The organism is Paragemmobacter straminiformis (assembly GCF_014243445.1).
In the GTDB taxonomy this organism is placed as follows: Bacteria; Pseudomonadota; Alphaproteobacteria; order Rhodobacterales; family Rhodobacteraceae; genus Paragemmobacter; species Paragemmobacter straminiformis.
Window position 1 is genome coordinate 816,912 of the sequence record NZ_JACLQD010000002.1, and the last position, 18,192, is coordinate 835,103.

At 65.4% G+C, this 18,192-nt stretch carries 17 protein-coding genes; 12 read left to right on the forward strand and 5 right to left on the reverse strand.

Annotated features, from left to right (window positions below; all coding sequences use genetic code 11):
* Positions 1–87 precede the first annotated feature (87 nt).
* The 5 genes from H7F16_RS09775 to H7F16_RS09795 are packed head-to-tail and all read left to right on the forward strand — an operon-like array spanning position 88 to position 4,911.
* The gene (locus H7F16_RS09775) at positions 88–690 is read left to right on the forward strand and encodes an amino acid synthesis family protein (protein WP_185797366.1); all 603 of its coding nucleotides are present in this window, start codon (positions 88–90) and stop codon (positions 688–690) included.
* Positions 662–1,474, forward strand: a complete 813-nt coding sequence (locus H7F16_RS09780) for an alpha/beta fold hydrolase (RefSeq protein ID WP_185797367.1) — start codon at positions 662–664, stop codon at positions 1,472–1,474. The genes H7F16_RS09775 and H7F16_RS09780 overlap by 29 nt, the downstream gene beginning before the upstream one ends.
* Positions 1,471–2,403, forward strand: a complete 933-nt coding sequence (locus H7F16_RS09785; protein ID WP_185797368.1) for a flavin reductase family protein — start codon at positions 1,471–1,473, stop codon at positions 2,401–2,403. The genes H7F16_RS09780 and H7F16_RS09785 overlap by 4 nt, the downstream gene beginning before the upstream one ends.
* The gene (locus H7F16_RS09790) at positions 2,400–3,437 is read left to right on the forward strand and encodes an LLM class flavin-dependent oxidoreductase (protein ID WP_185797369.1); all 1,038 of its coding nucleotides are present in this window, start codon (positions 2,400–2,402) and stop codon (positions 3,435–3,437) included. The genes H7F16_RS09785 and H7F16_RS09790 overlap by 4 nt, the downstream gene beginning before the upstream one ends.
* 7 nt (positions 3,438–3,444) lie before the next feature.
* A complete protein-coding gene (locus H7F16_RS09795) occupies positions 3,445–4,911 on the forward strand; it encodes an aldehyde dehydrogenase (RefSeq protein ID WP_185797370.1) in 1,467 nt (488 codons plus the stop codon).
* A 3-nt stretch (positions 4,912–4,914) separates the two neighbouring features.
* On the opposite strand, the gene H7F16_RS09800 is transcribed toward H7F16_RS09795, so the two are convergent.
* The 5 genes from H7F16_RS09800 to H7F16_RS09820 form a co-directional block, all read right to left on the reverse strand.
* The gene (locus H7F16_RS09800; RefSeq protein ID WP_185797371.1) at positions 4,915–5,154 is read right to left on the reverse strand and encodes a hypothetical protein; all 240 of its coding nucleotides are present in this window, start codon (positions 5,152–5,154) and stop codon (positions 4,915–4,917) included.
* On the reverse strand, positions 5,151–6,437 hold the full coding sequence (locus H7F16_RS09805; RefSeq protein ID WP_185797372.1) for an OmpA family protein: 1,287 nt from the start codon (positions 6,435–6,437) through the stop codon (positions 5,151–5,153). The genes H7F16_RS09800 and H7F16_RS09805 overlap by 4 nt, the downstream gene beginning before the upstream one ends.
* Complete coding sequence (locus H7F16_RS09810; RefSeq protein ID WP_185797373.1) at positions 6,437–7,201, reverse strand: motility protein A; 765 nt, start codon at positions 7,199–7,201, stop codon at positions 6,437–6,439. Before H7F16_RS09810 ends, H7F16_RS09805 begins: the two co-directional genes overlap by 1 nt.
* 200 nt (positions 7,202–7,401) lie before the next feature.
* A complete protein-coding gene (gene rhaI, locus H7F16_RS09815; protein WP_185797374.1) occupies positions 7,402–8,676 on the reverse strand; it encodes an L-rhamnose catabolism isomerase in 1,275 nt (424 codons plus the stop codon).
* A gap of 16 nt (positions 8,677–8,692) precedes the next feature.
* On the reverse strand, positions 8,693–10,795 hold the full coding sequence (locus H7F16_RS09820) for a bifunctional rhamnulose-1-phosphate aldolase/short-chain dehydrogenase (protein WP_185797375.1): 2,103 nt from the start codon (positions 10,793–10,795) through the stop codon (positions 8,693–8,695).
* Positions 10,796–10,974: 179 nt separating this feature from the next.
* On the opposite strand from H7F16_RS09820, the gene H7F16_RS09825 reads away from it, so the two are divergent.
* The 7 genes from H7F16_RS09825 (at position 10,975) to H7F16_RS09855 (ending at position 18,046) form a co-directional block, all read left to right on the forward strand.
* A complete protein-coding gene (locus H7F16_RS09825) occupies positions 10,975–11,784 on the forward strand; it encodes a DeoR/GlpR family DNA-binding transcription regulator (RefSeq protein WP_185797567.1) in 810 nt (269 codons plus the stop codon).
* Positions 11,785–11,827: 43 nt separating this feature from the next.
* The gene (rhaS, locus tag H7F16_RS09830) at positions 11,828–12,817 is read left to right on the forward strand and encodes a rhamnose ABC transporter substrate-binding protein (RefSeq protein ID WP_185797376.1); all 990 of its coding nucleotides are present in this window, start codon (positions 11,828–11,830) and stop codon (positions 12,815–12,817) included.
* Positions 12,818–12,899: 82 nt separating this feature from the next.
* Entirely contained in the window at positions 12,900–14,420 is a 1,521-nt protein-coding gene (locus H7F16_RS09835) for a sugar ABC transporter ATP-binding protein (protein WP_185797377.1), read from the forward strand.
* Positions 14,417–15,391: an ABC transporter permease gene (locus H7F16_RS09840; protein ID WP_185797378.1), complete on the forward strand. Its 975-nt coding sequence runs from the start codon at positions 14,417–14,419 to the stop codon at positions 15,389–15,391. The genes H7F16_RS09835 and H7F16_RS09840 overlap by 4 nt, the downstream gene beginning before the upstream one ends.
* The gene (locus tag H7F16_RS09845; RefSeq protein WP_185797379.1) at positions 15,388–16,383 is read left to right on the forward strand and encodes an ABC transporter permease; all 996 of its coding nucleotides are present in this window, start codon (positions 15,388–15,390) and stop codon (positions 16,381–16,383) included. The genes H7F16_RS09840 and H7F16_RS09845 overlap by 4 nt, the downstream gene beginning before the upstream one ends.
* Positions 16,383–16,697, forward strand: coding sequence for an L-rhamnose mutarotase (rhaM, locus tag H7F16_RS09850; RefSeq protein ID WP_185797568.1), 315 nt, complete (start codon positions 16,383–16,385; stop codon positions 16,695–16,697). Before H7F16_RS09845 ends, rhaM begins: the two co-directional genes overlap by 1 nt.
* Positions 16,694–18,046 (forward strand): FGGY-family carbohydrate kinase, encoded by a 1,353-nt coding sequence (locus H7F16_RS09855; RefSeq protein ID WP_185797380.1) that lies wholly within the window; start codon positions 16,694–16,696, stop codon positions 18,044–18,046. The genes rhaM and H7F16_RS09855 overlap by 4 nt, the downstream gene beginning before the upstream one ends.
* The last annotated feature ends 146 nt before the right edge of the window (positions 18,047–18,192 follow it).

Genomic DNA, 18,192 nt, shown 5'->3' on the forward strand with positions numbered 1-18,192 from the left:
AGCCGCTTTGTGACAGGGCTGCAACGACTCGTTGACAGATGGTCTTATGGTATACCAAACTATTCCAAACAACCCGATAGGTGGACCATGCCCGCGATCATCCGCAAAACCCTGCTTCATGTCGAAACCACGCTGATCGAGGGCGGACGTGCGGCCCCGGTGCCGCTGAAGCTGATCGCGGCGGCGGCGGTGGTGAAGAATCCTTGGGCGGGGCGCGGTTTCGTCGAGAACCTGAAGCCGGAAATCCACGATGTCGCACCCGAACTGGGTGCGCTGCTGACGGGGATGATCCTTGAGGCGGCGGGGGGAGGCGAGCGGATCGAAGGCTATGGGAAGGCGTCGATCGTGGGGCTGGACGGCGAGGTGGAACATGCCTCGGCGCTGATCCACACGCTGCGGTTCGGCAACCATTACCGGCAGGCGGTGGGGGCAAAGACCTATCTTGCCTTCACCAACATTCGCGGCGGGGCGAATACGCCCGTGATGATTCCGCTGATGGACAAGAACGACGAAGGGCGGCGGTCGCATTACCTGACGGTGCATTTCGCCATTCCCGATGCGCCGGCCGCGGACGAGATCGTCGTGGCGCTTGGCGCGTCCATCGGGGGGCGTCCGCATCACCGGATCGGCGACCGTTATCAGGACCTGAAGGATTTGGGCCATGACGCAACGAACCCTGCGGCTGTCTGACGGGGCCACCGTCGCGGCCCTGGATGTGGGGCGGGGCGAGCCGCTCTTGCTGATCCACGGCGTGGGCATGAATGCCCGCGCATGGGCGCCGCAGATCGCGGACCTGTCGCATGACTATCGGGTGATCGCGGTCGATATGCCGGGGCATGGCGGGTCGTCCCCCCTGCCCCGTGGTGCGGGTTTGCGCGACTATGTGGCATGGGCCGCGCGCGTGATCGAGGCGCTGGCGCTTGGCACGGTGAATGTCGCGGGCCATTCGATGGGGGCGCTGATCGCCACGGGGCTGGCTGTGGATTGCCCCGAATTGCTGCGCCGCGTCGCGGTGCTGAACGGCGTGCATCGCCGCACGGCGCAGGCGCGGGCGGCTGTCGAGGCGCGGGCCGCACAGATCGCGGCGGGAGACTATGACACCGAAGCCCCGCTTGCGCGCTGGTTCGGGCCGCAGGACGGGGCGGTGCGCGCGCAGGTGGCCGGATGGCTGCGGGCCGTCGATCCGCAGGGCTATGCCACCGCCTATGATGCCTTTGCCAAGGGCGATGATGTCTATGCCGACCAGTGGCACCGCATCACCTGCCCCGCCCTTGTGCTGACGGGGGATGGCGACGCCAATTCGACGCCGGACATGACCTGCACCATGGCGGCTTCGGCCCCGCGCGGGCGGGCCGTGGTTGTCAGGGGGCACCGGCACATGGTGAACCTGACCGCCCCCGACGAAGTGTCGCGGGCCTTGGGCGACTGGCTGAAGACGCCTTTGATGATCGAACGGGACGGGGTGCGCGCATGACCGGAAAGCCACCCCTCGACCGCCGTGCGCTGCGCGACGCCTTCGGCACCTTCATGACGGGCGTCACCGTGGTGACGACACGGGATGGCGGTGGCAAACCGCTCGGGTTCACGGCGAATTCCTTTTCATCGGTCTCTCTCGACCCGCCGCTGCTGCTGGTGTCGATCGCGCGGTCTTCGGCCAATTACGCGGCTTTCACGGCCGCCGGGGGATTTGCGGTGAATATCCTGTCGGAAGGGCAGAAGGATGTGTCCAACACCTTTGCCCGCCCTGTCGAGGACCGCTTCGGGTCGGTCTATTGGCGGTGGGGGCCGGCAGGGTCGCCGCTTTTGTCGAATGTCTCGGCATGGTTCGATTGCAGCCTGCACCAATGTGTCGAAGCCGGTGACCATGCCATTCTGATCGGGCGGGTCGAGGCGTTCGAGGCGGCGACCGCGCCGGGTCTTGGCTATTATCGCGGCAGCTATTTCACCCCGTCCGAGACGGCGAGTGCGGTGGCCTCGGGCCCCGAGGTGGTGGTATCGGCCCTGATCGAGCGCGACGGGCATGTGCTGCTGCAAGACGATGGCACCGGAGGGTTGACCCTGCCCACGGCGCGGGTCGGGCGTGATGGCGCATCGGCCACGCTGGCGCGCCTGATCGCGGCGACGGGCGTGCAGGCGGCGCCGGGCTTCATCTATTCGGTTTACGAGGATGTGGCGCGGGGCCACCAGCATATCAGCTTTCTCTGCCCCGCCACGGGCGGCGCGCCGGACAGGGGCGCTTTCGTCGAGATGTCGCCCGACGCTTTGGGCGACGTGACCGATCCCGCGATGCGGACCATGCTGGAGCGGCTGGCCGAGGAATCGCGGGTGGGCAATTACGGCATCTATTTCGGCAATCAGGACGCGGGTCGGGTTGCGCTTGTTACCAAAGGCAAAACATCATGAAATTCTCGCTTTTCGTGCATATGGAACGGATCAGCCCGTCGGACCCCGAACCGCGGCTTTACGAGGAGATGCTCGAGTTGTGCCGCATGGCCGACGAGGGCGGAATGCATGCGATCTGGACGGGCGAGCATCATGGCATGTCCTTCACCATCGCGCCGAACCCGCTTTTGAACCTTGTCGATCTGGCGCGGCGGACCAAGAATGTCCGCCTTGGCACGGGGACGGTGATCGCGCCCTTCTGGCACCCGATCAAGCTGGCCGGAGAGGCCGCGATGGCCGACATCATCATGGACGGGCGGCTTGACCTTGGCATTGCGCGGGGGGCCTATAGCTTTGAATATGACCGTGTGATGCCGGGGCTGGATGCGTGGAACGCGGGCGGGCGGATGCGGGAATTGATCCCTGCGATCAAGGGCTTGTGGGCCGGAGACTATGCGCATGAGGGGCAGTATTGGCAATTCCCCGCCACGACGAGCGCGCCCCAGCCGCTGCAACAGCCGCACCCGCCCATCTGGGTTGCGGCCCGCGACCCCAACAGCCACGAATTCGCGGTGGCCAACGGGTGCAACGTGCAATGCACGCCGCTGCACAACCCGTTCTCGGAGATCGAGAGCCTGATGCAGCGGTTCAACGACGCCTGTGCCAAGGCGCCGGAGGTGGCGCGCCCCAAGATCATGGTGCTGCAGCATGGCTATGTGGCCAAGGATGCCGCCGATGCCGATCTTGCCGCCGAGGAATTGAACCGCTTCTATTGCTATTTCGGGGCGTGGTTCCTGAACAAGCGGCCGATCTCGAAGGGGATCATCGAGCCGCTGACTGTAGAGGAGATCGCGGCCCATCCGTTCTATTCGGCGCAAACGATGCGCGATAACCTGTTGATCGGGGATGTGTCCGAGGTGATCGGAAAACTGCGGAAGATCGAAGCTTTGGGCTATGACGAATTCTCGCTCTGGATCGACTCGGGCCAGACCTTCGAGCGCAAGCGCGACAGTCTGAAACGGTTCATCGAAGACGTCATGCCCGCCTTTGCCTGAGGGACCTATGGACCGTTTCCAGCTGTACATCGACGGGGCCTTTGTCGACGGAGCCGCGACCTTTCCGAGCCTCGACCCGGCGACGGGCGCGGTCTGGGCCGAGATGCCCGAGGCGCGGGAGGCCGAGGTCGATGCCGCCGTGCGCGCGGCGCATCGGGCGGGACGCAGCGGGCCCTGGCCTGCGATGACCCCGACGGCACGGGGCAAGCTGTTGATGCGGCTGGCCGATCTGGTGCAGGCGGCGGCACCGCGGCTTGCGGCGCTCGAGACGCGGGATACGGGCAAGATCATCCGCGAGACAAGCGCCCAGATCGCCTATGTGGCGGATTACTACCGCTATTACGCAGGGATCGCGGACAAGATCGAAGGCGCGCATCTGCCCATCGACAAGCCGGATATGGAGGTATGGCTGCGCCGCGAACCTGTCGGGGTGGTGGCTGCCATCGTGCCGTGGAACAGCCAGCTTTTCCTGTCGGCGGTCAAGATCGGGCCTGCGCTGGCGGCGGGTTGCACGGTGGTGCTGAAGGCATCCGAGGATGGCCCCGCGCCGATGCTGGAATTTGCGCGGCTGGTGCATGAGGCGGGCTTCCCTGCGGGGGTGTTCAACGTGGTGACGGGCTTCGGGCCGAGTTGCGGTGCGGTGCTGACGCGGCACCCGCTGGTGGACCACATCGCCTTTACCGGCGGGCCGGATACGGCGCGGGCCGTGGTGCGGGGGTCGGCAGAGAACCTCGCCTCGACCTCGCTCGAGTTGGGGGGCAAGTCGCCCTTCATCGTCTTTGCCGATGCCGATCTGGACAGCGCGGCCAACGCGCAGGTGTCGGGGATTTTCGCGGCGACGGGGCAAAGCTGTGTCGCGGGCAGCCGCCTGCTGGTGCAAGGCGCGGTGAAGGATGCGTTTCTGGCCAAGCTGAAGGCCAAGGCCGAGGCGATCCGCGTCGCGGCACCCGATGACATGGCGACCGAGGTCGGACCGCTTTGCACCCTGCGGCAGCGCGACCGGATCGCGGCGCTGGTGGGCGAAAGCCTTGCCGCGGGGGCGCGGCTGGTGACGGGGGGCAAGGTGCCTGCGGGGGCCGGGTTCTATTATCCGCCAACGATCCTTGACTGTTCCGACGCCCCCGATGCGCCTTGCGTGACGCAAGAGCTGTTCGGGCCTGTCCTTTCGGTCGTAAGCTTCGAGACCGAGACCGAGGCTTTGGAAATTGCCAATGGAACGGCCTATGGGCTTGCGTCGGGTGTGTTCACCGCCTCGTTGACGCGGGCGCACCGGATGATCCGGGGGCTGCGGGCGGGGGTGGTCTGGGTGAACACCTATCGCGCGGTGTCGCCCATAGCGCCCTTTGGCGGGTCGGGCCTGTCGGGCCACGGCCGCGAGGGGGGGCTGGCGGCCGCCTTGGATTACACCAAGGTCAAGACGGTGTGGCTGCGCACCTCGGACGATCCGATCCCGGATCCCTTCGTGATGCGATAGCGGTCAGTCGCGCATCCGCATCCGGAAGCGGTTGCGCATTTCGCGCATGCGGAAGAACACGCCCGCGACAAGGAAGAACATCGCGACGAACATGAATCCGCGCCACGTGCCGTTGTTCGGGGTTTCGGCGGGCAGCGTTCCGGTGACCTGCCACATGACCAGCACCCCTGCCCCGAAGGCGAGGACGAAGCGGCGGATCATGCGGCAGGTCAGGCAGGCGACTTTTTCCATGGCGATGCTCATTCCTTGTCGAATTCGATTTCGATTTCGATGCGGCGGTTCTTCTGGCGCCCCTCGGGGGTGGAGTTGTCGGCGACGGGGGCGGATTCGCCCTTGCTGACAGCGACAAGGTCGGTGTCGGGCATGGTGCCGCTTTCGGTGATGCTGCGGACAACGCTTGCGGCGCGGGCCGAGGCGAGTTCCCAGTTGTCGGTATAGGTGGAGCCCGAAAGCGGGACGTTGTCGGTATGGCCGGTGACGACGATGCGCGCGGCCTTGCCCGAGACATCCTCGAGCTTGGCGATGATCTCTTGCGCCTGTGCGGTCATGTCGGCCGACCCCGAGGCGAAAGCCCCGCCCGCGCCGACGGTGACGACGACCGAGCCGTCGCGCTGTTCGATCTGCACATCGCCCTGGGCCATCTGCTCTTCGAGCGCCATGCCCAGTTTGACGGCGGCCATCTTGGCGCGGATCAGGCCCACGCCCGAACCCGCCGCAGGGGCACCGCCCGAGGCGTCGCCCGTGGCCGGGGCACCCGTGGCATCGCCCGTGGCCGGAGCGCCCGAGGCGTCGCCCGTGGCGGGCGCACCTGTGGCATCGCCGGTGGCCGGAGCGCCTGCGGCGTCGCCCTGCTGCGCCGGCGCGGCGGCGGCGTTGGCGGCAGAATTGGCTGCGGCGGCCCCTGCGGTCAGGGCAGAGGCGATCTTGGCCGCATCCTCTTTGCTGGCCCCTTTGGGCAGGCGGATGGTGACGGCGCCCGCGTCGCTTTCGACCGTCAGTTCGCCCTGTGCCACGGCATCCTGCATGGCTTTGGCAAGGGCCTGCGCGGCCTGATCGGCGGCGCTGCCGCTGCCTGCATCGTTGCTTGCGCCGTCACCCGTGGCGCCGCCCGGATTGCCCACGCCTTCGGCCTTGCCGCTGTCGGGCACTTCGGGGTCGCCCGATTGCGGGGTCGTGGCGGGTGGATCGTTGGTCTGTTCGCCCGATTGCGGGCCGAAGTGCAGGTCGATGATCGAGGTGCCGCCCTTGTCGGCATCGTTCGGGTCGATGGGCGCACGGCCGAAGGTCTGGCGCATCACCGAGGCGAAGGCGTTGAACTTGGGCTGGTCGGTTGTCGCGGTCATCAGCATGATGACGAAGAAGGCCATCAGAAGCGTCGCCATGTCGGCAAAGGTGATGATCCACGGGGGCGGGCAATGGCCGCCGCCGCCGTGATCGTCGCCCCCGCCATGCCCGCCGCCGCCATGATCGTCGTCATGGTCATGCGGGGCGTGGGCCTGGGCCGCTTTTGCCGGTGCCTTGCTCATTACGCGGCAGCCTGAAGCTTGGCGCGTTCGGCGGGCGGCAGACGGGCGGCGAGGCCGTCGAGGATGACGCGCGGCGCTTCGGCGCGGGCAATGCCGCGCAGGCCTTCGATGGCGGCCTCGCAATAGGCGACTTCGCGGGCGGTGTTGTTCTTGAGCTTGGTTGCCATCGGGCCGAAGAACACGTTGGCGGCGATGGCCCCGTACATGGTGCCGACGAGGGCCGTGGCCATGCCTTTGCCGACGCTTGTCGGGTCGGCCATGTTGCCCATCATCTCGACCAGACCGATGAGCGTGCCGATCATCCCGTAGGCGGGGCCGAGTTCGACCCATGCCTTGCAGACGTCCTGCTTGGCGGAATGGCGCACCTTCATCGCGGCGATTTCGTTGTTGAGCTGCTTGGTCAGCTTGCCCTCATCCGCGCCGTCGATGAGCATCTGCATGCCGCGTTCGAGGAATTTGTGCGGCATCTCGCGGCCTTCGAGGGCCATGAGGCCGTCTTTGCGGGCGATGGTCGCAAGTTCCGACATCAGCCCGGCAAGGGCCGCGACATCGGTGTTGTGCTTCTTGAAGGCCGTGCCCATCGCCTTGAACGAGCCGAGGAAAACCTCCATCGGCGCGGTGTACATCACGGCGAAGAAACCGCCGACGAAAACGATGGTGAAGCCGTGGACCGAGATGAAGGGTTCGATGTGCCCGCCGGCCAGCATGGTGCCGACCACGGCAAGAATGCCCCCGAAAAAGCCGATCGTCGTCGCCAGATCCATGCCCGTGCCCCTTTGTGTTCGACAAGGACAACGGCAAAACTTGTGCCACTTATAGCATAGGCGGTGCGAAGCCCTGCATCTTGTGGTGTTTTGCGGGGCGCATCGGCGTCATGGGCGCAGGGTCGGGCGGGTGGTTTTCTGCGGGAAACCGCTTTCCCGCAGAAATCGGGTTTCGGCACTTTGCGCGGGATGTCGCGCGGCTAGACGATGCCGCCGCCGCCGCCGGTCACCCTGGGGCGCACGGCGGCGACCTTGGCGCGGTAGCCGCTGGCGCGGTAGGTGGCGACGGGGTCGATGGCGCCGCCCGCCTCCATCCGCGCCATCGCAAGGACGGGTTCGACATCGGTGCGGAAGCCGTGCTTGAGCGTGGTGGTCGCCATCAGCGCGTCGTTGCCGTCCTGACAGGCTGCCAGCGCCTTGCGGTCGACGAGCAGCGCCTGTGCATAGGCGCGCTGCACCTCGGTCGCCGAGACCATCAGGCTTTCGATCGGGTCGGTGACGTTGTGGCTTTGGTCAAGCATATGGGCGGGCGAGAAGCCGGCCTTGCCTTCGGCCCCGACAAGTTCGTTGAAGACGAGGAACAGGCGGTAAGGGTCGATGGAGCCGGTATCGAGGTCGTCATCGCCGTATTTGCTGTCGTTGAAGTGGAAGCCGCCCAGCTTGCCGAACTGGATCAGGCGGGCCACGATCATCTCGATGTTCACATTGGGCGCATGGTGGCCGAGATCCACAAGGCAGAAGGCCTTGTCGCCCAGTTCCTTGGCGATCAGGTAGTTGGTGCCCCAATCCTGAACCACGGTCGAATAGAAGGCGGGTTCGAACATCTTGTGTTCCGAGAAGATGCGCCAATCGTCCGGAAGGGCGGCGTAGACCTGTTTCATCGACTCGAGATAGCGTTCGAACTGGCGGGTGAAATCGGTCTGGCCGGGAAAGTTGGAGCCGTCGCCGATCCAGACGGTCAGGGCCTTGGACCCGAGGGCGCGACCGATCTCGATGCATTCGATGTTGTGTTCGACCGCCTGCGCGCGGGTGGCACGGTCGGCATGCGAGAGCGAGCCGAATTTGTAGCTGTGCGGCTGGTCGGGCTGGTCCTGGAAGGTGTTCGAGTTCATCGCGTCGAAGCGCAGGCCAAGCTGTGCCGCCTTGGCCAGAAGATCGGCGGCGGGGGCCTTGTCCCACGGGATGTGCAGCGACACGGCGGGGGTGGCGCGGGTCAGGGACTGGATCACGCCGCAATCCTCGAGCTTGTCGAAGATGTGGCGCGGCTCGCCCGCGCCCGGAAAGCGCGCAAAGCGGGTGCCGCCCGTGCCGACGCCCCAGCTTGGCACGGCCACGCCATAGCTTGCGACCTTGGCCTTGACGGCGGCGATGTCGATGCCGCGGCGCGCGAGGTTTTCGCCGAGCGCGTCGTAATCGGCCCGCAGGGCGGCGGCGCGTTTGGCGTTTTCGGCCTCGATGATGCTTTTGTCGATCATGTCCGTTCCCCCGGGATCAGCGCGTGAAAGCCTGGACGTTGCCCGCATCCACGTTGAGGATGTTCCCCGTGGATTTGGCCGACTGGTCCGAGGCAAGGAAATAGGCGGCTTCGGCGATATCCTCGGGCAGGACCGAGCGTTTCAGCATCGACCGCTGGCGGTACATCTCTTCCAGCCCGTCCTTGTCGGTCTTGTAGGTGCTGGCGCGCTGGTCGAGCCATTCGCCCGACCAGATCTTCGACCCTTTCAGAACCGCATCCGGATTGACCACGTTGACGCGGATGCCCGCTTCGGCCCCTTCGAGCGCGAGGCAGCGGGCAAGGTGGATTTCGGCGGCCTTGGCCGTGCAATAGGCCGAGGCGTTGGGGCTGGCGGCAAGCCCGTTCTTGGAAGCGATAAAGACGACCGCGCCACCGATGCCCTGCGCGCGGAAGAGTTTGAACGCCTCGCGGCTGACAAGGAAATACCCCGTGGACAGGATATCCATGTTCTTGTTCCAGAGCGCGAGGGTCGTTTCCTCGATCGGGGCCGAGGAGGCGATGCCCGCGTTCGAGACGAGGATATCGAGGCCGCCGAATTCCACCGAAGTCCGGGCATAGGCGGAGAGGACCTCGTCCTCGCGCGTGACGTTCATCGATACGGTGCGGACGACATCGCGGCCGAAGCGGCCTGCCAGATTGTCGGCGGTGGCGGTCAGCGCCGCATCGTCGATATCGGCAAGCATCACGCAGGCGCCTTCGCGCAGGTAACGCTCGGCCGTGGCCGAACCGATGCCCCCTGCCCCGCCGGTGATGAAGGCCACGCGTCCGGCCAGCGATTTCGGCTTGGGCATGCGCTGGAGTTTTGCTTCCTCGAGCAGCCAGTATTCGATGTCGAAGGCTTCCTGTTCGGGCAGGCCGCAATATTCGGAAACGGTGTCGGCCCCGCGCATCACGTTGATGGCGTTCACGTAGAATTCGCCGGAAATGCGGGCGGTCGCCTTGTCCTTGGCGAAGGTGATCATGCCCACGCCGGGGATCAGGTAGACCACGGCATTCGGGTCGCGCAGTGGCGGCGAGTCGGGGTGTTTGCAGCGTTCGTAATAGGCGGCGTAGCCTTGGCGGTATTCGGCCACCTGTCCGGCAAGGGCGGAAAGGGTGGCGTCCACATCGGGCCTGGCGGGGTCGAAGCCGACGACCAGCGGGCAGATCTTGGTCCGCAGGAAGTGGTCGGGGCAGGACGTGCCAAGCGCCGCGAGGGGTTTCAGCCTGGCCGAGTTGACGAATTCCAGCACGGCGGGTTGATCGTCGAAATGGCCGACCATGCGGTGATCGGCGCTGATCATGCCGCGGATCGCGGGCATCAGGCGGGCGGCCACGGCGCGGCGGGCATCGGCGTCGAGCGATTGCGCCACCGCGCCGCCGAAGATGGTCTTGCCGGCGGTTTCGGCGGCGAACCAGTCCATCGCCTTCTGGATGATCTCGACCGTCAGCGCGTAGCAGGCCTTGGCGTCGTCATCCCATGTGAAAAGCCCGTGCGATTCCAGAACCACACCTTTGGCATCCGGGTTCTCGAGGCAGAATTTCTCGAGCCAGAGGCCAAGCTCGAACCCCGGGCGTTTCCACGGCAGCCAGCCGATGTCATCGCCGAAGATCTGCCGGGTGAGCGCGCGCGAGTTCTTCGAGGCCGCGATGGCGATGATCGCGTCGGGGTGCATGTGGTCGACATGTTTTCTGGGCACATAGGCGTGCAGCGGCGTGTCGATGGAAGCCGCGCGGGTGTTGAGGTTGAAGGTGCAATGGGGCAGCAGGCCCACCATCTCGTCCTCCATCGCCACGCCGCGATAGATGCCCTTCAGGGCGCGCAGCTTGTCCATGTAGAGCGTGGCGAAACCATCCATCTTGATCGAGCCGACGTCACCGCCCGACCCCTTGACCCAAAGCACTTCGACCATCGCGCCGGAAAGCGGGTCTTTTTCCAGGACCTTGGCCGATGTGTTGCCGCCGCCGTAGTTGGTGATGCGCTTGTCCGATCCGAGCAGGTTCGACCGGTAGAGCAGTTTCTCGGGCTCGGTCATGCCCGCGGCGCGCGCATCATCCCAAAGGTTCATCAGCCGGGAACCGGCGGCGGCAGTGGTCATGGCATCCTCCCTTGGCGCGGCAAGCCCCGCGCTTTGGTCAAGGTTTGTGACCAGCGCGGATGAATGTCAATCAAAAACGATCATCTTCAATCATGCTGCAAGTGCAAAATGATTGCTGTGATTGAAAATGATTGACAGTGATTGAATTCAACGGCAGCGTGATGGGCAGGGAGAACGACATGCACGAAAGCGAAAGGCACAGAATCATCCTGTCGGCGGTGCAGGAACGGCCCGTGGCGACGGTCGCCGATCTGGTCACCCTGACGGGGGCGTCCGAGGCGACGGTGCGGCGCGACATCGCGACGTTGCACGTGCAAAAGAAACTGCGGCGCGTGCGGGGCGGGGCCGAATCCATCGCGCCGCCGAACTTTGTCGGCATCAATGCCCGTCCGTTCAGCATGGATGAAAGCGTGCGGATCGCCGAGAAGCGGGCCATCGCGCGTGCGGCGGTCGATCTGTGCGACGACGGCTCGCCCATCATCATCAACGGCGGGACGACGACATTCCAGATGGTGCATCCGCTGACGGCAAAGCGGTTGCAGGTGTTCACCAACAGCTTTCCCATCGCGGAGCATCTGCTCAAGCATTCCAAGAATACGGTGCTGCTGCCCGCGGGGGCGATCTATCGCGAGCAGAACATCATCCTTTCGCCCTTCGACAATGACGGATCGTCGCATTTCTGGGCGCGGCGGATGTTCATGGGCTGCCGCGGGCTTGGCCCGCTGGGGCTGATGGAGGGCGACCCGCTGCTGATCCAGGCCGAACAGAAGCTGATCGGTCAGGCGGACGAGCTGGTGGTGCTGGCCGACAGCACGAAATTCGCCAAGCGGTCGAGCATGGTGCTTTGCCCGCTGGCGCGGATTCACACGGTGATCACCGACGAAGGCATTTCCGACCGCGACGCAGCGATGCTGGAAGCGGCGGATGTAAGGCTGATCGTGGCGCAGGTCGGCGCCACGGACAGACAGATGACCGCGCAGGAAGCTTGAAGCGCGGCGCGACCAGAATGACTGAACGCTCAGGGAGGAAAGAATGAGCATACTTCGCAAGGCACTGACGACGGCGGCGCTTGCCACCGCGCTTATCGCGACCGGCGCCCATGCCGAAACCAAGCGCATCGCGCTTGTGGTCAAGGCGCTGGGGATCGGCTTCTTCGAAGCGGCCAACAAGGGCGCGGAAGAGGCCGCCAAGGAACTCGGCGATGTGGAGATCATCTACACCGGTCCGACCGACACCACCGCCGAAGGCCAGATCGAGGTGATCAACGCCCTGATCGCGCAGGGCGTGGACGCCATCGCCATCTCGGCCAACGACCCCGACGCCGTGGCCCCCGCGCTGCAAAAGGCGATGGAGCGTGGCATCACCGTGATCTCGTGGGATTCGGGCGTGGCCAAGGAAGGCCGCCAGATGCACCTGAACCCGTCGTCGAGCGCGCTGATCGGCAATACGATCATCAAGCTTGCCGCCGACCACATGCCCGAAGGCGGTGACGTGGCGATCCTGTCGGCCACCTCGACCTCGACCAACCAGAACATCTGGATCGAAGAGGCGACCAAGGTTCTGCCGAACTATCCGGGCATCAACCTTGTCGCCACGGTCTATGGCGATGACCTTGCCGACAAATCCTACCGCGAGGCGCAGGGCCTGATCCAGACGTATCCGAACCTGAAGGCGATCATCGCGCCGACGACGGTGGGCATTCTGGCAGCCAGCCAAGCCGTGACCGACGCCGGCAAGATCGGCGCGATCAACGTGACGGGCCTTGGCCTGCCGTCGGAAATGGCCGGCGCGGTCGAATCCGGGGCGACCATCTCCTTCGCGATCTGGAACCCGATCGATCTGGGCTATGCTGCGACCATGCTGGCCTACAACATCTCGAACGGGGCCAAGGCCGAGCCGGGCGCGTCGATCCCGATGGGCCGAATGGGCGCTGCGACGCTGGACGAGAATAACGAAGCGGCCATGTCCGACCCCTTCACCTACGACAAATCGAACATCGAAGAGTTCAAGTCGATCTTCTGATCTGCCCCCCCTTCGGGCGGCCGCGCAACCGTACCGCCCGAAGGATTTACCCCCCCCCCATTTCATACGACCGGACAGAGCCATGACCGTCGCCCCTGCCCCTGCCCCGCAGCCTGTGCTGCGCCTGTCGGGCATATCCAAATCCTTTCCCGGCGTGCGCGCGCTGTCGGATGTGCAGCTCGAGCTGTTCGCAGGCCAGGTGACCGCGTTGATCGGCGAGAACGGCGCGGGCAAGTCGACCATCGTCAAGGTGCTGACCGGAATTTACCAGCCCGACGCGGGCGTGATCGAGGTGGATGGCAAGGCGGTGCAGTTCGCCACCGCCGATGCGGCGGCCAAGGCGGGCGTCACGGCGATCCATCAGGAGACGGTGCTGTTCGACGAATTGACCGTGGCCGAAAACATCTTCATCGGCCATGCGCCGCGCGGGCGCTTCGGGCTGATCGACTGGGCCGAGATGGAGGCGCAATCGCGCGCGCTGCTGACGCGGATCGGGGCCGATCTCGACCCGCGCTTGACGTTGCGCGAACTGGGGATCGCGTCGAAACATCTGGTCGCCATCGCACGGGCGCTGTCGATCGACGCGCGGGTCGTGATCATGGACGAACCGACCGCCGCGCTGAGCCACAAGGAAATTCACGAGCTTTACGAGCTGGTCGAACGGTTGAAGGCCGAGGGCAAGGCCATTCTGTTCATCAGCCACAAGTTCGACGAGGTGTTCCGCATCGCGGACCGTTACACAGTGTTCCGCGACGGTGCCTTCATCGGGGCCGGCGCCATGTCGGACGTGACCGAGGGGCAGCTGGTGCAGATGATGGTGGGCCGGTCGGTCGACCAGATCTTCCCCAAGCGCGCGCATAACATCGGCGCTCCGGTGTTGACGGTTTCGGGCTACAGCCATCCGACAGAGTTCGAGGATATCGGTTTTACCCTGCATCAGGGCGAGATCCTCGGGTTTTACGGATTGGTCGGGGCGGGACGCTCCGAGGTGATGCAATCGCTGTTCGGGATCACCAGACCGTCCAAGGGGGCCTGCCGCATCGGTGACAGCGTGGCGGTGATCCGCTCGACGGCGGAAGCCATCGGGCAAGGGATCGTCTATGTGCCGGAGGATCGTGGCCGGCAAGGCGCGGTCAAGGGCTTGCCGATCTTCCAGAACGTCACGCTGCCCTCGCTCGGGCGCATCTCGCGTGGGGGGTTTTTGCGGATGGCCGAGGAATTCGCGCTGGCGCGGGACTATACGCGCAGGCTCGATCTGCGGGCGGCGAGCCTTGATCAGGATGTGGGGCTGCTTTCGGGGGGCAACCAGCAAAAGGTGGTGATCGCGAAGTGGCTTGCGACCAAGCCGAGGGTGATCATCCTTGACGAGCCGACGAAGGGCATCGACATCGGATCGAAGGCTGCGGTGCATGAATTCATGGCCGAACTGGCCGGCGAGGGCCTGGCGGTCATCATGGTATCGAGCGAGATCCCCGAGATCCTCGGCATGTCGGACCGCGTGATCGTGATGCGCGAGGGCCGGATCGCGGCCGAACTTACCGGGTCTGCGATGACCCCCGAACGTCTGGTCCGCGCCGCTGCGGGCATTGCCGAGGCCGCATGACAAAGATTCTGAAATCGCGCGAGATATTGCTCGCGCTTGCCATACTTGCCTTGATCGCGCTGATCTCGACGCGGTTTCCGGGATTTGTCGCTCCGGCCAATCTGGCCAATGTGTTCAACGACACCTCGCCGCTGATCATCCTTGCCATAGGGCAGATGGTGGTGATCCTGACCAAGTGCATCGACCTGTCGGTCGCGGCGACGCTGGCGCTGTGCGGGATGGTGGCGGCGATGCTGAACGGGATGGGCGTGCCGCTGCCGGTGATCCTGCTGGCCGCCGTGGTGCTTGGGGCGGGGCTTGGCGCGGTCAACGGCTGGCTGGTGTGGAAGGTGGATATTCCGCCCATCGTGGTGACGCTTGGCACGATGACGATCTATCGCGGCATCATCTTTCTGATGACCGATGGAAAGTGGATCAACGCGCACCAGATGAGTGCTGGGTTCAAGGACTTGCCGCGCGCCTTTGTGCTTGGCCTGCCGGTGATGTCATGGATCGCCATTGCCGTGATCATCGCGGCGGCGCTGCTGCTGAACCGAACGGCGCTGGGGCGCAGCTTCTATGCCGTGGGCGGCAACCCGCATGCCGCAGTCTATACGGGCATCAACGTCGGACGCACGCAGTTCGTGGCCTTCGTGTTTTCGGGGGCGCTGGCGGGGCTGACGGGCTATCTGTGGGTCGCCCGCTATGCCGTGGCCTATGTCGACATCGCGGGCGGGTTCGAGCTTGACGTGGTGGCGGCCTGCGTGATCGGCGGGATTGCCATCGCGGGGGGGGCGGGCACCATTGCGGGGGCGGTTCTGGGGGCGCTGTTCCTTGGCGTGATCAAGAACGCGCTTCCGGTGGTCGGCATATCGCCCTTCTGGCAGTTGGCCATTTCGGGCAGCGCCATCATTCTGGCCGTGGCGTTCAACGCGCGGCAGGGTCGGGCCAAGGGCCGCATCATCCTCAAATCGGCGGAGCATCGGGCATGAGTGACAGCACACATCACACCGCGCGTCTGATCCCCGACCGGCTGACCAGTCCGCTGGCGCGCGCGCTGCGGTCATGGGAGGCGCTGCTGATCGTGGTGGCGGTTGCGGTCTTTGCCATCAACTCTTTCGCCTCGCCCTATTTCCTGAATGCGTGGAACCTGTCGGACGCGACCTTCAACTTTACCGAGAAGGCGATGATCGCTTTCGCCATGGCGATGCTGATCATCGCGGGCGAGATCGACCTTTCGGTCGCCTCGATCATCGCGCTGGCCTCGACGGCGATGGGGATTGCCATGACGGCGGGGTTCGACACGCCGATGCTTGTGGCTGTCGGCATCGGCACGGGGGTGCTGTGCGGGGCGCTGAACGGGTTTTTCGTCGCGCGGCTGGGATTGCCGTCGATCGTGGTGACCATCGGCACGATGAGCCTGTTTCGCGGCATCAGCACCATCGTGCTGGGAGACGAGGCGTTTACCGGATATCCGAAGTCATTCGCGTGGTTCGGGCAAGGCTATGTCTGGTGGGTGTTCAGCTTCGAGCTGGTCCTGTTCGCCGTGCTGGCAGTGGGCTTTTACGTGCTGTTGCACCGGACGAATTTCGGCCGGTCGGTCTATGCCATCGGCAACAACCCGACGGCGGCGCTGTTTTCGGGGATCCGTGTGGGGCGCGTGCGGTTCATCCTGTTCCTGATGACCGGGCTGATGTCGGGGATCGCCGCGGTGTGCCTGACCTCGCGTCTGGGGTCCACGCGGCCCTCGATCGCCACGGGGATGGAGCTTGAGGTGGTCACGATGGTGGTTCTGGGCGGGGTGAACATTCTGGGCGGGTCGGGCACGATACCGGGGGTTGTTCTGGCCGCGATCATCATGGGGCTTGTGACATTCGGCTTCGGGCTTCTGAATGTGCCAGGAATCGTGATGTCGATTTTCCTTGGCCTGTTGCTGATTTCGGTCATCGCCGTGCCGCGCCTGATCCGCCGTTGGGGGAAATGATGCAGAAATACGCCTTCAAGATGCGGCTGAACCCGGGGTGCGAGGCGGAGTATCGCAAGCGCCATGACGAGATTTGGCCCGAGCTGGTCGATCTGCTGCATGCCGCCGGGATCAGCGATTATTCGATCCATCTGGACCGCGAGACCGGCACTCTGTTCGGCGTGCTGTGGCGGCGCGACGATCATGCGATGGACGATCTGCCGCAATCGCCGGTGATGCAACGCTGGTGGGCGCATATGGCCGACATCATGGCAACCAACGCGAAGAACGAACCGCTGGCGGTGGCACTCGACACCGTCTTTCACATGCCATGAAGCACATCGCGGTCATCGACATCGGCAAGACCAACGCGAAACTCGCGCTGGTCGATCTTGAGGCGCGGGCCGAGGTGGCGGTGGTCACGCGGCCCAACAAGGTGCTGGCAGGCCCGCCCTATCCGCATTTCGACACCGAGGGGCATTGGGCGTTTCTGCTGGGCGGGTTGAAGGCGTTTCAGGCCAGCCACGGAATCGACGCGGTGTCGGTGACGACGCATGGCGCGAGCGGCGTCCTGCTGGCGGCGGACGGATCGCTGGCCGCGCCGGTGCTGGATTACGAATGCACCGGACCGGACGATCTGGCGGCGGACTATGACGCGCTGCGCCCGCCCTTTGCCGAGACGGGGTCTGCGCGCTTGCCGATGGGGCTGAACCTTGGCGCGCAGGTGCATTGGCAACTGGCGATGGACCCCACGCTTCTGTCGCGGGTCGATGCGCTGCTGACCTATCCGCAATACTGGGGGTTCCGGTTGACCGGAGTAAGGGCAAGCGATGTGACGAGCCTTGGCTGCCATACCGATCTGTGGAACCCTTTCGAGGCGCGGTTCTCGTCGCTGGTGGACCGCTTGGGGCTGTCGGGCAAGATGGCCCCCGTGCGGCGCTGCGGCGAGGTTCTGGGGCGGATCACGCCCGAAGTGGCGGCAGCGACGGGCATGGCGGCGGACACGCCGGTTGCGGTGGGGCTGCATGACAGCAACGCGTCACTTCTGCCGCATCTGATCGACCGGCCGGCGCCCTTTTCGGTGGTGTCGACGGGAACTTGGGTCGTCTGCATGGCCGTGGGCGGGGCGACGGTCGAACTGGACCCCGCGCGGGATACGCTGGTGAATGTGAACGCCCTTGGCGCGCCCACGCCTTCGGCGCGCTTCATGGGCGGGCGGGAATACGAGATGATCCGCGCGGGGGCCGCGCCGCTTGCGACCGCAGATGACCTTGGAGCGGTGCTGGACGAGGGGATCATGCTTTTGCCCGCCGTGCAGCGGGGCAGCGGGCCGTTCCCCAAGGCCGTGGCGCGGTGGATGCCGGACGAGCCGCGCTCGCCCGCCCTGCGGGAGGTGGCGCTGGGGCAGTATCTGGCGCTGATGACGGCGGAATGTCTGGGCATGATCGGGGCCGAGGGGCCGGTGATCGTCGAAGGGCCGTTCGGCCAGAACCGCTGGTTCACGGCGATGCTCGGGGCGGCCACGGGGCGGGCGGTGGTCACGTCGGCGTCGCAGACGGGCACGGCGATCGGGGCGGCGCTGCTGTTCGGCGGGGGTGGCGCGCCTGCGACTGCGGTTCCGGCGACCCTGCCCGACGCGCGGTTGGCAAAGCATGCCAAGGCGTGGCGTAAGGCTGCGGGCTGACGGCAGGGCAACTGCCGCGAAAAATTCATGCGGTGGTCTGGAACTCGACGATTTCCGGCGGCTATAGTTTCGTCATGTGCCGTAGTATCCCTTGTGCCCTTTTGCCACGTTTGCCCCTGTGCGCGCCTGTCGTGCGGTTGCGGGCT

What these genes read in the sequence shown, in the direction of transcription:
- H7F16_RS09845 (WP_185797379.1), top strand. Translation starts at nt 15,388, where the DNA reads ATGAGTGACAGCACACATCACACCGCGCGTCTGATCCCCGACCGGCTG.
- H7F16_RS09805 (WP_185797372.1), bottom strand. Translation starts at nt 6,437, where the DNA reads ATGAGCAAGGCACCGGCAAAAGCGGCCCAGGCCCACGCCCCGCATGAC.
- H7F16_RS09790 (WP_185797369.1), top strand. Translation starts at nt 2,400, where the DNA reads ATGAAATTCTCGCTTTTCGTGCATATGGAACGGATCAGCCCGTCGGAC.
- rhaI (WP_185797374.1), bottom strand. Translation starts at nt 8,676, where the DNA reads ATGATCGACAAAAGCATCATCGAGGCCGAAAACGCCAAACGCGCCGCC.
- H7F16_RS09820 (WP_185797375.1), bottom strand. Translation starts at nt 10,795, where the DNA reads ATGACCACTGCCGCCGCCGGTTCCCGGCTGATGAACCTTTGGGATGAT.
- rhaM (WP_185797568.1), top strand. Translation starts at nt 16,383, where the DNA reads ATGCAGAAATACGCCTTCAAGATGCGGCTGAACCCGGGGTGCGAGGCG.
- H7F16_RS09825 (WP_185797567.1), top strand. Translation starts at nt 10,975, where the DNA reads ATGCACGAAAGCGAAAGGCACAGAATCATCCTGTCGGCGGTGCAGGAA.
- H7F16_RS09855 (WP_185797380.1), top strand. Translation starts at nt 16,694, where the DNA reads ATGAAGCACATCGCGGTCATCGACATCGGCAAGACCAACGCGAAACTC.
- H7F16_RS09800 (WP_185797371.1), bottom strand. Translation starts at nt 5,154, where the DNA reads ATGAGCATCGCCATGGAAAAAGTCGCCTGCCTGACCTGCCGCATGATC.
- H7F16_RS09775 (WP_185797366.1), top strand. Translation starts at nt 88, where the DNA reads ATGCCCGCGATCATCCGCAAAACCCTGCTTCATGTCGAAACCACGCTG.
- H7F16_RS09840 (WP_185797378.1), top strand. Translation starts at nt 14,417, where the DNA reads ATGACAAAGATTCTGAAATCGCGCGAGATATTGCTCGCGCTTGCCATA.
- rhaS (WP_185797376.1), top strand. Translation starts at nt 11,828, where the DNA reads ATGAGCATACTTCGCAAGGCACTGACGACGGCGGCGCTTGCCACCGCG.
- H7F16_RS09835 (WP_185797377.1), top strand. Translation starts at nt 12,900, where the DNA reads ATGACCGTCGCCCCTGCCCCTGCCCCGCAGCCTGTGCTGCGCCTGTCG.
- H7F16_RS09795 (WP_185797370.1), top strand. Translation starts at nt 3,445, where the DNA reads ATGGACCGTTTCCAGCTGTACATCGACGGGGCCTTTGTCGACGGAGCC.
- H7F16_RS09810 (WP_185797373.1), bottom strand. Translation starts at nt 7,201, where the DNA reads ATGGATCTGGCGACGACGATCGGCTTTTTCGGGGGCATTCTTGCCGTG.
- H7F16_RS09785 (WP_185797368.1), top strand. Translation starts at nt 1,471, where the DNA reads ATGACCGGAAAGCCACCCCTCGACCGCCGTGCGCTGCGCGACGCCTTC.
- H7F16_RS09780 (WP_185797367.1), top strand. Translation starts at nt 662, where the DNA reads ATGACGCAACGAACCCTGCGGCTGTCTGACGGGGCCACCGTCGCGGCC.